This is a genomic window from Sphingomonas phyllosphaerae FA2 (assembly GCF_000427645.1).
GTDB classification, from domain to species: Bacteria; Pseudomonadota; Alphaproteobacteria; order Sphingomonadales; family Sphingomonadaceae; genus Sphingomonas; species Sphingomonas phyllosphaerae.
Genome location: NZ_KE386571.1, coordinates 823,197 through 837,687 on the forward strand (window position 1 = coordinate 823,197; position 14,491 = coordinate 837,687).

A 14,491-nucleotide genomic window follows, 5' to 3' on the forward strand; every position below is an offset into this window, starting at 1 on the left:
CGTCAAAGCGACGAGTTACGTGCGAGGCCCGGCCCTACTCCGGCGAGCCCCGCACGCGTTGTGGATCGTCCCTTTCCCACGCCGCACATCGCAGGAATAATTGAAGAATTTACTAGTCCCCCGATCGCCGGCGGGCCGGGGCCGCGCGTCCTGCGATCGGATGAAATTTCCGCAAGGAACGCGCTTCGCCGAATCGATTGTCCCGCTGCGGTGACTCACGTCTCTATTGCTAGTCAGTCGCAATCGCTGTTATAGCGGCGTCATGCTAGGGCGTGGGGAAAGTGGCGGATGCTGATGCAGCGGGTGGAATCGCCGCCGGAGGCAGCGCCGCGCACGCGCCACATCCGCGTCGCCGCAGTGACGATGGCCGTGCGCTGCCTGACCGCGTTCCTCGGCGGCTATGCGCTGATCGCGACGGTCGCGATGCTGATCGCGCGGCTGCTGCCGATCGCGCGGGTCGAGGCGACCGTCTGGGCGATGATCCCGAGCTTCCTGATCTACGCGGTCGTGGCCTTGTGGTGTTTCCATGAGCCGAAGCTGGCGCGGATCGTCGGCGGGGTGTGGGGTGGTGCGATCCTCGCAGGAGCGGCGGTCTGGCTGCTGGGCGTGCGACCGTGACGCGCTCGCTGCGACAGTCGATGGCGTGGATCCATAGCTGGCTGGGGTTGCTGGCCGGCTGGATCCTGTTCGCGATGTTCCTGACCGGCACCGCCAGCTATTTCCGGCCGGAGATCACGCGCTGGATGCAGCCCGAAATGCCCGTGAACCACACGCCCGCGGCGATCGCGGCGCAGAGTGCGGTGGCGCAGCTTTCGCGCGACGGCATCCGCGACCAGCAATGGTTCATCCAGCTTCCCAACGAGCGTGACGTCGTCACGCACGTCTATGCCACGCCCAAGCCCGACGCAGCGGAGGCGAAGGATAAGAAGCCCGGCAAGCGGCGCAAGCGTGCCGACGAGCAAGTGCTCGCCCCCGCGACGGGCGCGCCGATCCATGCGCGCGATACGCGCGGCGGCGAGCATTTCTATCGCTTCCACTTCCAATTGCAGCTGCCGCATCCGTGGGGCCGGTGGCTGGCGGGCGTCTGCGCGATGTTCATGCTGGGCGCGATCATCTCGGGCGTGGTGACGCACAAGCGCATCTTCGCCGATTTCTTCACGCTGCGCTGGAACAAGGGGCAGCGCAGCTGGCTGGACGCGCACAACGTCTCGGCGGTGCTGGCGCTGCCTTATCACGCGGTCATCACCTATACCGGGTTGATGACGCTGGTGCTGATGTACCTGCCGTATCCGATCGCGATCAATTACAAGCAGCCGCTCGATTTCGGCCGCGAGGCCTATGGCCTGCCGCAAGATGCCGTCGCGACCGGCCGCGCCACGCCGCTGGTGCCGATCGCGCCGCTGGTGCGCGACGCCGAGGCGCGATTGCAGCGGCCGGCGGCGCGCGTGGTGGTGCAGCAGCCCGGCGATGCCGCCGCGATCGTTGCAGTGACCGGTGCCGCCCAATCGAGCCTGAACGCGCGCGCGGGCACGGTCGTCTATTCGGGCGCGACCGGCGCCTTGATCCAGCCACCGAGCGGAGCGGGGACGGGCGTGTCGAGCGTAGGGGTGATGCTGGGTCTGCATCTCGCCCAATATGCGGCACCGGCGCTGCGCTGGGTGCTGTTCCTGCTGGGGCTGACGGGCGCGGCGATGGTCGGCACGGGGTTGCTGCTATGGACCGCGGCGCGGCGAAAGCCGGGGGCCAAACCGTTCTTCGGTCTGCGGCTGGTCGAGCGGCTGAATATCGCGACGATCGCGGGGCTGCCGATCGGGATGGGGGCCTATCTGCTTGCCAATCGAGTCATTCCCGCCGCCGCCGAAGGTCGCGCGGCGGCCGAGGTGGCGACGATGTTCTACGTCTGGGGCGGGGCGGCGGTGCTGCAATTGCTGCGTCCGGCGAAACAGGCGTGGGCGATCCTGTTCGCGACGGGGGCGGCGGTCTATGCCGCGATCCCGATCGCCAATGCGCTGACCACGTCGCGCGGGCTGACGGCCTCGTGGCGCGCCGGAGACCAGTTGTTCATGAGTTTCGATCTAGCGCTGCTGGGCATCGCGGCGCTGCTGGGCGTCGCGGCGTGGCGCGCGGCGCGACCGCGGCCGGCGCAGGTGTCGCGACGGGCACGGGAGATGGTGCATGTTTGAAGGCGTGTTGCTGTGTGCGCTGGCGTTCGTGCTGCTGGCGGCGGCCTCGTACAAGTTCCGGCGCGAGGCGGGGATTACCGGCGAGCGTGCGGTACGCGCGCTGCGCAGCGGCGCGGCGGTGCTGATCGCGCTGGCGCTGGTGCGGGTCGGCACGCCGATGGATGGCGAGCGCTGGGTGCGGTTGCTGACCTGCGCCTCGATCGCGGCGGTGATGGTCGTGCTTGCGCTGTCCGTGGCGCCGGGCGCGGTCTTCTATCCGGTCCGTCGGGCGGTTCGTCGCCGGTGAGGTCGATCGACGTTCGACATCGGGATGTCGACGGGGAAGGGCTGGATCAGGCGGCGGCGGGGAAATGTTGAGTTCGTTGCACCGAAGCTCATCCTCCAGATCGTGCGAGTATATCGTTCGTCATTGCGAGCGTAGCGAAGCAATCCAGGGCCGGATCAGGACGCCCTGGATTGCTTCGCTACGCTCGCAATGACGGATCAGGTTGACCTTATCACGTTGTAACGATCCGAAATGATCGGGTTACGCGGCCGACTTGCGCGCCGCCGCGTGATCCCGTCCCTCTTCGTCGCTCAGGAGGCGACGCGTTCCGGCAGCGCGATCGGCTCGCGGTCGTCGAGCGTGCCGAGTTCGCCGCGCTGGCGTGCCTTGCGGCCATAGACCAGCTCGAACAGCGGCGAACTCATCAGCGTCGTGGCGATCGCCATCAGCACCAGCATCGAGAACAGCGCCGGCCCGATGATGCCGCGCGCCAAGCCGATGTTGATGATGATCAGCTCCATCAGCCCGCGCGCGTTCATCAGCGCGCCGACACCCAGGGCGGTTGCATTGTCCTGCCCGGTCAGCCGCGCCGCGGCCCAGCACGCGCCGCCCTTTGCGACGACCGAGGCGACGAGCACCACCAGTGCGACCCCGAGCAGCGCCGGATCAGCAACCAGCGCAAGCTGCGTGTTGAGCCCGCTGAAGGTGAAGAAGCAGGGGAGCAGCAGCAGGACGGTCATCGGCTCCAGCTGGCGCTTCAGACCTTCGGCAAAGGCGCCGCGCGGCATGACCGCCCCCAGCAGGAAGCCGCCGAACACCGCGTGCATGCCGACCGCATCCATCGCGAAGGCGGCCAGCAGGAACAGCATCAGCGCGATGCCGGTTTCGGTCTGACCGACCATCCCGGTACGCTCCGCCGGCGCGCCGAGCGGGCGCAGCAGCCGCGGTCCGAAGCCGAGCACGACGACCGCGAAGAGCGCCGCGCCGCCGATCGCCTTGATCGCGACCCCGGCCCCGTCGCCAAAGGTCGCCAGCACCACCGCCAGCACCGTCCACGCTCCGGCGTCGTCGATCGCGCCCGAGGACAGCGACAATGTGCCGAGCGGCGTGCCCGACAGCCCGCGTTCGTGGATGATCCGCGCGAGCATCGGAAAGGCGGTGATCGCGATGCACGCGCCGGTGAACAAGGCGGCCTGCGTCGCGGTGACGGTCGGGCCGAACAGCCCGGGGATCGAGCGGAGCCATGGCGCGAGCACGACCGCGACCGCGAACGGCGCGATCATCCCCGAGAGCGAGACGGCGGTGGCGCTGCGCGCGTTGCTGCGGAAATGGTCGGCGCGGAAGCCGAGCCCGACGATGAACATGTAGAGGCCGACGCCGAGCTGCGCGACCGCATACAGCAGCCCGCGCGTTTCCTTGGGGAACAGCAGCATCTGCCAATCGGGCGCCAATAGCCCGAGCAGCGATGGCCCGAGCAGCACGCCTGCGATCATCTCGCCGACGACCTGCGGTTGCCCGAGGTAGCGTTTGGCGAGCCAGCCGACGCCCCGAGATACTGCAACGATCGCAAACAGTTGCATGAAGAAAAGGACGCTGAGCTGCGCCGGTGCCATCACGAATCCCCACCCGTTTTCCGCAGGCTAGCGGCAGACGCGGGCACGCTCAACGACGATGTTTGCGCTATCGCCCGCCCGTCCGGCGGGTGAGCGCGGCGACGCAGCTGGCGCGATCGATGCTGCTGCCGTCGCGCTGGCGCGCATCGACCCAGGTGACGCGCGGCTCGGCGCGATTGGCGGAGGGGTAGAGATAGGCGTCGAGGATGCAGATCGCGCTGGAGAATTGCAGCTTGCGCGCGGCGCCCTCGCGAACGTCGGCGTCGGGTTGGCCGAAGGTGCTGGTCAGATGCGCGGCATCCTGCCCCATCACCGCCTCCAGCCCGAGCGTCGGCAGCGCGACCGGGATCGCGCGTGCGACCGCCGGCCGCTGCGCGGTGGTGGTCGCACAGCCGGCCAGTAGTGGCAGGAGCAGCAGCGCGGCGGGGGCGAGGGGCTTCATCGGCGGTTTCCGTGGAACAGGTGCGTCGCCATCGCCGCGCCCAGCACGGACGCGAGGATGTTGAGCAGCGGAACCACGAACAGCCCGGTTGCGGCAAGCCCCAGAACGAAGCGCCGCCCGGCGGTCGCCGCGCGCCAGTCTCGCATCGCCGCAGCGGGCAGGTGGCGTGCCGCGACCATCTCGCCGAGATCGCGCCCGAGCAGCCAGCCGTTGACGACGAAGAATGCCGCCGCGGTGCCGACCCCTGTGACGAGCAGCCCGATGTAGACCGGGGCGGCGAGCAGGTTGACCGCGATGAACCGTCCGGCCGAGGCAAGCCCCATCCGCAGGCCGCGTGCCAGCGATACCGGATGCGCGCTGGCCAGCGATTGCGGATAATGCCGCCGCTCGACCGCGGCGACGATCGTGTCGGCGAACAGGCCGACGACCAGCATCGCCACCGCGCGGAACAACAGCCACCCGCCCAGCACGGTCAGCAGGGTGGCGGCGACCCCGGCGAGCGTGCCGTGCCAGCTGACCCCGGCGAGCGCGGTGTCGATCAGCCACCATGCGCCGGTACCGAGCGCGACGAAGATGCCGAGCGTGATCGCCAGCGACATGGCGAGCACGCGCAGGATCGCGGGGTCGCCGAGTTGCTGCACCGAGAGCCAGAATGCGCGCACCATCGTGGGGCGATGCGCTTCGCTTGGCCGTTGCGCAAGGCGCGACCGCACTCTAGTCGGACGCTTTCCGCACTTCCAGGAAGTACGAACTTGACCGAACCCCGCTATGACGTGGTCGCGATCGGCAATGCCATCGTCGACATTCTCTCTCCCGCCACCGACGCCTTCATCGCCGAGAACGGGATGACCAAGGGCGCGATGGCGCTGGTCTTCTCGCCCGAGGAAGCCGACGCGCTCTATGCGAAGATGGGGCCGGGGCAGGAAGTGTCGGGCGGATCGGCGGCGAACACGATCGCGGGAATGGCGGCGCTGGGCAGCCAGTGCGCCTTCATCGGGCAGGTCGCCGACGATCAGCTCGGCGAGGTGTTCGCGCACGACATCCGCGCGGCGGGAATCCGCTTCGACACCGCGTCGCGCGCCGGTGCGCCGACGACCGGCCGCTGCCTGATCTTCGTGACGCCCGACGGGCAGCGCACGATGAACACCTTCCTCGGCGCGTCGCACTATCTGCCGGCCGAGGCGCTGGACGCCGGGCTGATCGCCGATGCGCGGTATCTGTATCTCGAAGGCTATCTGTGGGATCCCGAAGAGCCGCGTGCCGCGATGCGCGCCGCGATCGATATCGCGCGTGGGGCCGGGCGGAAGGTCGCCTTCACGCTGTCGGCCGAGTTCGTGATCGACCGTCACCGCGACGCGTTCCACGCGCTGATCGATCAGGGGCTGATCGACGTGCTGTTCGCGAACGAGACCGAAATCATGTTCCTGACGCAGACCGACACGGTCGACGCGGCGGTGGCGGCGGTGCAGGGCAAGGTGCCGCTGGTCGTCGTCACGCTCGCCGAGCGCGGCGCGATGGCGGTTGCGGGTGGCGAGCGCGTCGTCGTGCCGGCGCAGCCGATCGACAAGGTGGTCGATACGACCGGCGCGGGCGACCTGTTCGCGGCGGGCTTCCTCCACGGGCAGGCGCAGGGCAAGTCGCTGGAGGCGTCGCTGACGCTCGGCGCGATCTGCGCCGCCGAGGTGATCCAGCATTTCGGCGCGCGGCCGATCGTCGACCTGAAGGCGATCACCGCGGGGGTTTGAGCGGGCGGGCGATCACTTCACCGCCCGTCGCCCCTGCGCAGGCAGGGGCCTATGTCTGTGTCGTCCGGGTGCAAGCATTTGACACAGGCGCGTCGTGCTTTGTGTCGGCGTCTTGCGCCCACTTCACAGTCATGGGCCCCTGCCTGCGCAGGGGCGACGGTGATTGGGGTTAGCTTGCCCTCTCTCTCTCTCTGCCTCTCGCTCGCTAACGCCTCGCGGTTCTCAAGCCCGCCGTGATCTGTCACAGACCCGCGCGTGACGTCGTTGCCGATCCATGCCGTGCTGCCCGACCTGCTCGCGACGCTGCGCGCGCGGTCGTCGGCGGTGCTGGTCGCGCCGCCGGGGGCGGGCAAGACCACGGCGGTGGCACCCACGCTGATCGGTGAGGCGTGGTGCACGGGCGAGGTGCTGGTCACCAGCCCGCGCCGGCTGGCCGCGCGCGCCGCGGCAGAGCGGATGGCGGCGCAGGCGGACGAGCCGGTCGGGCGCACGTTCGGCTATGCGACGCGGCTCGACACCAAGCGATCGGCGGCGACGCGCGTGACGGTCGTTACCGAGGGTATCCTGACTGCGCGGTTGCAGGACGATCCCGAACTGACGGGCGTGTCGGCGATCCTGTTCGACGAAGTGCACGAGCGCAGCCTCGACGGCGATTTCGGGTTGGCGCTGGCGCTGGACGCGCAGGCCGGGTTGCGGCCTGATCTGCGCGTGGTTGCGATGTCAGCCACGCTCGACGGCGCGCGCTTCGCGGCGTTGATGGACGATGCGCCGGTGATCGAGAGCGAAGGACGCAGCCACCCGCTCGAACTGCGGCATATCGGGCGCGCCGCGGAGGCGCGGATCGAGGAGGCGATGGCTGCGGCGGTGCGGCGCGTGCTGGCCGAGGAGGCGGGCGGTGTGCTCGCGTTCCTGCCCGGCGTCGCGGAGATCGAGCGCACCGCCGAGCGGATCGGTGACCTGCCCGGCGTGCGGCTGCACCGGCTGCACGGCAGCCTCGACCCGGCGGCGCAGCGTGCTGCGATCCGCGCCGAACCCGATGGCGCGCGCAAGCTGGTGCTGGCGACGTCGATCGCCGAGACCAGCCTGACGCTGGACGGCATTCGCGTGGTGGTCGACAGCGGGCTGGCGCGGCGCCCGCGCTACGATCGCGCCGCCGGGATGACGCGGCTGGTGACCGAGCGCGCGAGCCAGGCGGCGGCGACGCAGCGCGCGGGACGTGCGGCGCGGCAGGGGCCGGGGGTTGCGTATCGCCTGTGGGAGGCGGCGGGGACCGCTGGTATTCCGCGTTTCGATCCGCCGGAGATACTGGAGGCCGATCTGTCGGCGCTGGTGCTGGCGTGTGCCTTGTGGGGGGTGGCCGATCCGCGCGCGCTGCGCTGGATCGACGCGCCGCCGGCGGTGGCGATCGACGAGGCGCGCGCGCGGTTGTTCGGGCTGGACGCGATCGACGCGGACGGGCGGCCGACCGCGCATGGTCGCCGGATCGCGCGGCTGCCGATGACGCCGCGGCTGGCGCATATGCTGCTGCGCGCGGGCGACAAGCGGCTGGCGGCGGAGATCGCGGTGCTGTTGCAGGAGCGCGGGCTGGGCGGGCAGGATGCCGACCTCGAACTGCGGCTGCGGCGCTGGCGGGGCGACCGCTCCGCCAAGGCGGAGACGGCGCGCGGGCTGGCGAAGCGCTGGGCGGCGATGGCGGGGCGTGACGGCAGCGGCGATACGATCGCCGCGTGCGTCGCGCTGGCCTTCCCCGACCGCGTCGCGCGGCGGCGCGATGCGAGCGGCGAACGCTGGGTATCGGCGGGTGGGCGCGGGTTTCGGCTGGATGCGACCGCGTCGCTGGCGAGGGCCGAATGGCTGGCGGTGGCGGAAACGCAGGGGATGGCGGCGGGGGCGCGAATCCTGTCGGGCGCGGCGATCGACGCGGCCGATGTCGAGACGCTGTTCGCCGAGCGAATCGAGACGCGGCGGACGGCGTTATTCGATCCGGCGACCGGCGGCGTCCAGCCGCTGCGCGAGCGGCGGATCGGCGCGATCCGCGTGTCGAGCGGCCCGGACAGCCAGGCGGACCCGGCGGCGGTGGCGGCGGCGCTGGTCGAGGGGGTTCGCACGCACGGCGTCGATCTGTTGCCGTGGCCAGAGGGGGCGGGGGCGCTGCGGACGCGCGCGGCCCATGCCGGGGTGCCGCTCGACGATGAGGCGCTGGTCGCGCGGCTCGATGAATGGCTGCCGGCACTGGTGGCGGGCAAGCGCAGGCTGGATGCGATCGCGCCGGGCGCGTTGACCGATGCGCTGCGTACGTTGCTCGGCTGGGATGCGTTGCGTCAGATCGACCGGCTTGCGCCGGCCGACTTCACCAGCCCGGCGGGGTCGACCCACGCAATCGACTATGCCGCAGAGGCCGGGCCGACTGTCGAGCTGCGCGTGCAGGCGTTGTTCGGGCTGGCCGAGCATCCGACGGTGGGCGAGCGGCGCGTGCCGCTGGTGCTGTCGCTGACTTCGCCGGCCGGGCGGCCGATCCAGACGACCCGCGACCTGCCCGGTTTCTGGCAGGGAAGCTGGCGCGATGTTGCGCGCGAGATGCGCGGTCGCTATCCGCGCCATCCTTGGCCGGACGATCCTGCGGCGGCCGCGCCGACGCTGCGGACGAAGAACGCGGATGCGCGGCGGAACAAGTGACCGGCCCCGTCCTGCTTCCCGGCTCTGGCCGATGGCTGGCGAGAGGAGAAATGGCCGCCGGCCGGGGATGAAGCCTTCCTGAGATAGCGAATGCACCGGCGGTGCTTGCCCGCGCCGTGGCGCGACCGTACATCCGGTCCGGTGACGGGGGAGACGACCATGCGCCGCTTGATGATGGCAGCTTTGATCCTTGCGGCGGCGGGATGTTCGGCGCAGGCGGCGGCGCCCGTCGCTGACGACGCCTATGTTCGGCTGGCGGCGGTGCCGGGGCGGCCGGCGGCCGGCTATTTCGCGTTGCGCGGCGGGGCAAAGGACATGACGCTGGTGCGCGTCGAAGCGCCGGGCGTGTCGCGTGCCGAGATGCACGGCAGCCGGATGACCGCAAGCGGCATGGTGACGATGGAGTCGCTGGCGACGGTGCCGGTGCCGGCGAAGACCGACGTGGCGTTCGCGCCGGGTGGTCGCCATGTGATGTTGTTCGATCTGCCGCAAACCGTGCGGCCGGGGTCGCTGGTGCCGCTGACGCTGCGTTTCGCCGATGGCGCGACGGCGCAGGTGGAGGCGAAGGTGATTGCGGCGGGTGATGTCGCCCCGGAGTGACCCGAGGTTTCGGCCGCCGGACGAACGGCCAAGCGGGGCGGAGGCCGTTCTTCGTTTCGTCCTGACGCTTCTTACCGAAGTGGTGGTTACGGCGGTCGCTGGGGTGATCGTGCTTCATTATGGGAATCGCGACATGATCGACATGATCGACATGATCGCGGCGCTCGGGATCGCCTTTCCGGTGGTGCTCGGTGGAGTGTCGATCGTTTGGCTGGAACGTTCCTGCCATCGGTGCCTTGGAACAAGTCCGTTCCTGCTGCTCGCGGAGATTTGGATATAGTCGGTCGGCGATCCCTGACGGCGGCGGAGATCGCATTGGCGCGGTCGATGTACGGCGATGCGATCGACTATGGCGCGGTGCGGCTGGCGAACCGTAAATGGGCATTCTTCCAGCCGCGCGACGTGGTAATGGCGCCGCGCGGCTGCATCCACTTTCACCCCGGTGGGGGCCTGTGGTGCGAGGATTTCACGGCAGCCTCGCTCGACCGGCAGGGGCTGTTCATCCATGAAATGTGCCACATCTGGCAGCATCAGCGTGGCATCTTCCTGCCGCTGAAGCGTCATCCCTTCTGCCGCTACGATTATGCGATCCGTCCCGGCTGGCGGCTGGAGCGCTATGGCCTCGAGCAACAGGCCGAGATCGTGCGCCACGCCTTTCTGTTGCGGCATGGAGCGATGGTGCCGGGTGCGCCGGAGCTGGCACGTTACGAAACCATCCTGCCGTTTGGAGATCACGCGTGAGCATCTGGCATTCCCCTCTCGATCTCGACGCGCTGACCGCAGGCTGTGCGGGGTCGATGCCCGGCCTGCTCGGGATCGAGTTCGTCGACGCCGGGGACGACTGGCTGCGCGCGCGGATGCCGGTCGACCAGCGGACGCGCCAGCCGTATGGGCGACTGCACGGCGGCGCGTCGGTCGCGCTGGCGGAGACGGTCGCGTCGGTCGCGGCAATGGCGACGCTCGATCCGGCGACCTCCGCCGCGGTCGGCATGGAAATCAATGCCAACCACCTGCGTCCGGTCGGCGAGGGGTTCGTCTATGCCACCGCGATCAGCGAGGCGCGCGGGCGGTCGTCGCAGGTGTGGACGATCCGGGTGACCGACCAGGCGGAGCGGCTGGTGTGCCTTGCCCGGATGACGGCGGCGGTGATCCCGGCGGGGCGGGGCGGGGTGGGGTGACCTGCGCATCCGTCATTCCCGCGAAGGCGGGAATCCAGACACGCTGACGTTGCGGCCCTCACATGGACCTGCGCGTCTGGATCCCCGCCTTCGCGGCGATGACAGGAGGGGGGCGGGGATGACAGAAGGGGGCGGGGATGACGAGGGGAAGTGCTACTTCAGCAGCACCAGTTCCTCCGCCATCGTTGGGTGGAGCGCGACCGTGGCGTCGAACTGCGCCTTGGTCAGCCCGGCCTTTACCGCCACCGCAGCAGCCTGGATGATCTCAGGCACGTCGGGGCCGATCATGTGGATACCGACGACCCGGTCGGTCTCGCCGTCGCAGACCATCTTGTAGAGCGCGCGCTCGTCGCGGTTGGCGAGGACGTTCTTCATCGGGCGGAAGTCCGACGAATAGACCTTGACCGAGCCGAGCTTCTGGCGCGCCTCCGCCTCGGTCATCCCGACGCCGGCGAGCGGCGGGTGGCTGAATACCGCCGAGGGGACGCAGTCGTAATCGACCCTGGTCGCCTTGCCGCCGTACATATTGTCGGCGAACGCCTGCCCCTCGCGGATCGCGATCGGGGTTAGCTGGATGCGGTTGGTGACGTCGCCGACCGCGTAGATCGACGCGCAGGTCGAACGATTATCGTCATCGACCTTGATCGCGCCGTGATCGTCGAGTTCGACGCCGGCGGTTTCCAGCCCGAGCCCGCGGGTGTTCGGCTTGCGCCCGGTGGCGAACATGACGAGGTCGACGGTGACCGGCTCGTGGTTCGACATGTGCACGGTCAGGCAGCCGTCCTCGCCCTTGTCGATGCCCTGGAAGGCGGCATCGAAGCGGAATTCGAGTCCCTTCATCATGCTGATCTGGAGAAGGCGGTCGCGGATCTGCAAGTCGTAGCCGCGCAGGATCTCCTTGGTGCGGTTCATCAGGATGACGTGCGCGCCGAGTTGATGGAAGATTCCCGCGAATTCATTGGCGATATAGCCGGCGCCCGCGATCAGGATACGCTTAGGCACGCTGTCGAGATGGAAGGCCTCGTTTGAGGTGATGCCATGTTCGTGGCCGGGGCATTCGGGGATGCTGGGGTGCGCACCGACCGCGATCAGGATCGTCTTCGCGGTCTTCCTCGTGCCGTCGGCGAGCGTGACCTCGTTGGGGCCGGAGACCGTGGCGCGCTGGTGGATGATCTCCGCGCCCGAGCTTTCGATCGTGGTGGTGTACGCCGTGTTGATGCGATCCACCTCCTTCATGACATTGTCGCGCAGCCGCGGCCAGCTGAAGGCGCAGTCATCGGGCACGTCCCAGCCAAAGTTGCGCGCGTCGCGCAGGTCTTCGGCGAAGTGCGCGCCATAGACGAGCAGCTTCTTCGGCACGCAGCCGCGGATCACGCAGGTGCCGCCGACGCGATATTCCTCCGCCACTGCCACCTTCGCGCCGTGCGCCGCCGAAACGCGCGCGGCGCGGGTGCCGCCGGAGCCGGCGCCGATGACGAATAGGTCGTAGTCGAAGTCGGACATGGAGAAGCTCCGTTGGGCGCGAATGTTGCGAATGTTGAGGCGATCGCGCGTTGGATCTGAGTGGTGAACCAGCGGCGCGCCGGATGGTGCCGCTGTTAGCAGGGCGAGGCGGGGTAGGACAGGTGACGTGTCAGGTCATGGCGGAGCGAAGGCCGAGATGCTCTACGAACGGATCGAAGTCGCGGTCGCTGTAGAGAAGCGGGATGTCGTCGATGATGCAGCGAGTGGCGATCAGCGTGTCGATCGTCTTGCGGATCGTGATGCCGAGCGCCCGCAGCGTCTGGTAATTGCGCGCGGCCGCGATTGCGACCGGCTCCGACATGACAGTGATGCGATCGAACAAGGCCAAGCGGGCAAGCTTGCGCTCAAAGTCGCGACGATCGCGCGTCCCTTGCAGCACCTCGGTTAGAACGAGGTCGCCGACAAGTAACCGATCCGCTCGTGCCGTGATCTCGCGCAACGCTCTGGTCTGGAGCGTGTCACGATCGGCGAACAAGTCGATCCAAACACTTGTGTCGACGACGACGTTCACTCGGCAGGAATGTACTTGCTGGTGCGCATCTCATCGAGGTCACCCTCCCAGCCGCTGCCCCGCAACTCATCAAGGGCGCGTAGCTGCCGCTTGATTCGCACAACTTCTTCGAGTGCTCTCGTCACAGCTTCGCGCTTGGTCTTTACGCCCAGCGTTTCAATGGCTTCCGCCATGAGCGCGTCGTCGATCTCGATATTGGTCCGCATGTGTATGGCTCCGCAGAGCCATACACATAATCGGCCGCGCGCGCTTATGCCAGACCGGCGCGCGCGATCAGGTCGGTGGTGGAGGGGTCGAAGTCGCCGCCGCCCTTCGCCGCGGCCTTGGCCATCTCTTTGCCCAGCTCGACGCCGAACTGGTCGAAGGAGTTGATGCCGAGCAGCACGCCGTTCACGAACACGCGGTGCTCGTAGAAGGCGATCAGCGCGCCGAGCGTGCGGGCGTCAAGCCGGTCGAGCAGCAGGGTCGAGGACGGACGGTCGCCGGGATAGCTGCGCGCGGGATCGTCGACCTGCTTGCCCTTCATCAGCGCCGCGCCCTGCGCGAAGGCGTTGAGCAGCAACTGGCGGTGATGCTCCGCGGGGAGCGTGTCGCCGGCCTCGATCACCGCGAGGAACTCGACGGGGACGAGGTGCGTGCCCTGATGCAGCAACTGGAACACTGCGTGCTGCGCGTCTGTGCCGACGCCGCCCCAGGTGATCGCGGCGGTCGGGCGGCCGACCGGCTGCCCATCGACCGTCACGCCCTTGCCGTTCGATTCCATCTCGAGTTGCTGGAGATAGCTCGGGAGCAGCCGCAGCCGCTCGTCATAGGCGAACGGCGCACGCGTCTCGCAGCCGCGGACCTGCGTGTAGTACAGGTCGGCAAAGGCGGCGAGCGCGGGAGCGTTTTCGTGGAGCGCGGTCAGGCGGAAGTGGCGGTCCATCTCGGCGGCACCGTCGAGCAATTCCTCGAACTGTTCCCAGCCGAGCTTGATCGCCGCCGGGAAGCCGATCGACGACCAGAGCGAATAACGTCCGCCGACGCCTTCGGAGAAGGGCAGGATGCGCGTTTCGTCGACGCCCCATTCGATCGCCTTTTCGGGCGAGGCGGTCAGCGCGATGACGCGGCCATAGGGGTCTTCGACGCCCGCACCAGTCATCCATGCGATGACGCTTTCGGCGTTCATCATCGTCTCGGTGGTGGTGAAGGTCTTCGAGGCGACGACCAGCAAAGTGGTGGCGGGATCGAAGCGGTCGAACACGTCGTCGAGCGCCATGCCGTCGACGTTCGAGACGATCGCGACGTCATAGCGGTCGCTGTCGCGGCCGAGCGCGTCGATCAGCAGATGCGGGCCGAGCGCCGAACCGCCAATCCCGACGTGGAGGACGTGGCGGATCGGGCCGAAGGCGTCGGCCTCGATCGCGTCGATCACCGCGCGCATCCGCGCGTGATAGGCGGCGGCGCGCGCGACGCTCTCGTCCTTGCCCGCACCGCGTTCGGCGGTGTGCTCGACCGGGCGATCCTCGGTGACGTTGACGTTCTGGCCGCCGAACATCGCCTCGCGCTTGCCGGCGAGATCGGTTTCCTTCGCCAGCGCCTCGAACGCCGCGACCGCATCGGGGGTCAAATGCGTCTTCGACCAGTCGAAGTGGATGCCGGCGACGTCGAGCGACAGCTTCGCTAGCCGATCCGGGTCGTTCGCGAACAAAGTCTCCAGCCGCTCTTTCGGGAGCGCTTCGATCTTGGACCAATCCGCCACGTTCATCTTCCTT

General features: G+C 68.8%; 16 protein-coding genes. 9 read left to right on the forward strand and 7 right to left on the reverse strand.

Features of this window, described 5'->3' with window-relative positions:
• Positions 1–294 precede the first annotated feature (294 nt).
• From SPHPH_RS18905 to SPHPH_RS0104325, 3 genes are read left to right on the forward strand one after another with little or no spacing between them, the layout of a single operon-like run.
• Complete coding sequence (locus SPHPH_RS18905) at positions 295–618, forward strand: iron transporter (protein WP_156025825.1); 324 nt, start codon at positions 295–297, stop codon at positions 616–618.
• The gene (locus SPHPH_RS18910; RefSeq protein WP_081668500.1) at positions 615–2,183 is read left to right on the forward strand and encodes a PepSY-associated TM helix domain-containing protein; all 1,569 of its coding nucleotides are present in this window, start codon (positions 615–617) and stop codon (positions 2,181–2,183) included. The genes SPHPH_RS18905 and SPHPH_RS18910 overlap by 4 nt, the downstream gene beginning before the upstream one ends.
• Positions 2,176–2,469 carry a hypothetical protein gene (locus tag SPHPH_RS0104325; RefSeq protein ID WP_028965581.1) on the forward strand — a complete coding sequence of 98 codons (294 nt, stop codon included), beginning with the start codon at positions 2,176–2,178 and terminating at the stop codon, positions 2,467–2,469. Before SPHPH_RS18910 ends, SPHPH_RS0104325 begins: the two co-directional genes overlap by 8 nt.
• A 290-nt stretch (positions 2,470–2,759) precedes the next feature.
• Here SPHPH_RS0104325 and SPHPH_RS0104330 read toward each other — a convergent pair whose 3' ends face one another.
• From SPHPH_RS0104330 to SPHPH_RS0104340, 3 genes are all read right to left on the reverse strand, one after another.
• Complete coding sequence (locus SPHPH_RS0104330) at positions 2,760–4,061, reverse strand: cation:proton antiporter (RefSeq protein ID WP_028965582.1); 1,302 nt, start codon at positions 4,059–4,061, stop codon at positions 2,760–2,762.
• Positions 4,062–4,128: 67 nt separating this feature from the next.
• Positions 4,129–4,503 carry a hypothetical protein gene (locus tag SPHPH_RS0104335; protein ID WP_028965583.1) on the reverse strand — a complete coding sequence of 125 codons (375 nt, stop codon included), beginning with the start codon at positions 4,501–4,503 and terminating at the stop codon, positions 4,129–4,131.
• Positions 4,500–5,168 (reverse strand): EI24 domain-containing protein, encoded by a 669-nt coding sequence (locus SPHPH_RS0104340; protein ID WP_028965584.1) that lies wholly within the window; start codon positions 5,166–5,168, stop codon positions 4,500–4,502. The genes SPHPH_RS0104335 and SPHPH_RS0104340 overlap by 4 nt, the downstream gene beginning before the upstream one ends.
• 87 nt (positions 5,169–5,255) lie before the next feature.
• Here SPHPH_RS0104340 and SPHPH_RS0104345 point away from each other — a divergent pair, with 87 nt between their 5' ends.
• From SPHPH_RS0104345 to SPHPH_RS0104370, 6 genes are all read left to right on the forward strand, one after another.
• Entirely contained in the window at positions 5,256–6,248 is a 993-nt protein-coding gene (locus SPHPH_RS0104345) for an adenosine kinase (protein ID WP_028965585.1), read from the forward strand.
• A gap of 255 nt (positions 6,249–6,503) precedes the next feature.
• Complete coding sequence (hrpB, locus tag SPHPH_RS0104350) at positions 6,504–8,924, forward strand: ATP-dependent helicase HrpB (RefSeq protein WP_028965586.1); 2,421 nt, start codon at positions 6,504–6,506, stop codon at positions 8,922–8,924.
• Between the two features lie 174 nt (positions 8,925–9,098).
• On the forward strand, positions 9,099–9,524 hold the full coding sequence (locus SPHPH_RS0104355) for a copper chaperone PCu(A)C (protein ID WP_037489103.1): 426 nt from the start codon (positions 9,099–9,101) through the stop codon (positions 9,522–9,524).
• Positions 9,525–9,657: 133 nt separating this feature from the next.
• Positions 9,658–9,804, forward strand: a complete 147-nt coding sequence (locus SPHPH_RS21025) for a hypothetical protein (RefSeq protein WP_156025827.1) — start codon at positions 9,658–9,660, stop codon at positions 9,802–9,804.
• 47 nt (positions 9,805–9,851) lie between these two features.
• Positions 9,852–10,265, forward strand: a complete 414-nt coding sequence (locus tag SPHPH_RS0104365; protein WP_156026142.1) for a vgr related protein — start codon at positions 9,852–9,854, stop codon at positions 10,263–10,265.
• A complete protein-coding gene (locus SPHPH_RS0104370) occupies positions 10,262–10,702 on the forward strand; it encodes a hotdog fold thioesterase (RefSeq protein WP_028965590.1) in 441 nt (146 codons plus the stop codon). Before SPHPH_RS0104365 ends, SPHPH_RS0104370 begins: the two co-directional genes overlap by 4 nt.
• Positions 10,703–10,855: 153 nt before the next feature.
• Here the strand turns inward: SPHPH_RS0104370 and gorA are convergent, their stop codons facing one another.
• The 4 genes from gorA to pgi all read right to left on the reverse strand — a co-directional run bounded on the left by gorA (position 10,856) and on the right by pgi (position 14,484).
• Positions 10,856–12,205, reverse strand: a complete 1,350-nt coding sequence (gorA, locus tag SPHPH_RS0104375; RefSeq protein WP_028965591.1) for a glutathione-disulfide reductase — start codon at positions 12,203–12,205, stop codon at positions 10,856–10,858.
• A 130-nt stretch (positions 12,206–12,335) separates the two neighbouring features.
• Complete coding sequence (gene vapC, locus SPHPH_RS0104380) at positions 12,336–12,701, reverse strand: type II toxin-antitoxin system VapC family toxin (protein WP_238302896.1); 366 nt, start codon at positions 12,699–12,701, stop codon at positions 12,336–12,338.
• Positions 12,702–12,733: 32 nt separating this feature from the next.
• The gene (locus SPHPH_RS0104385) at positions 12,734–12,943 is read right to left on the reverse strand and encodes a type II toxin-antitoxin system VapB family antitoxin (protein ID WP_028965593.1); all 210 of its coding nucleotides are present in this window, start codon (positions 12,941–12,943) and stop codon (positions 12,734–12,736) included.
• Positions 12,944–12,987: 44 nt separating this feature from the next.
• On the reverse strand, positions 12,988–14,484 hold the full coding sequence (gene pgi, locus SPHPH_RS0104390) for a glucose-6-phosphate isomerase (RefSeq protein WP_037488089.1): 1,497 nt from the start codon (positions 14,482–14,484) through the stop codon (positions 12,988–12,990).
• Positions 14,485–14,491: the final 7 nt, after the last annotated feature.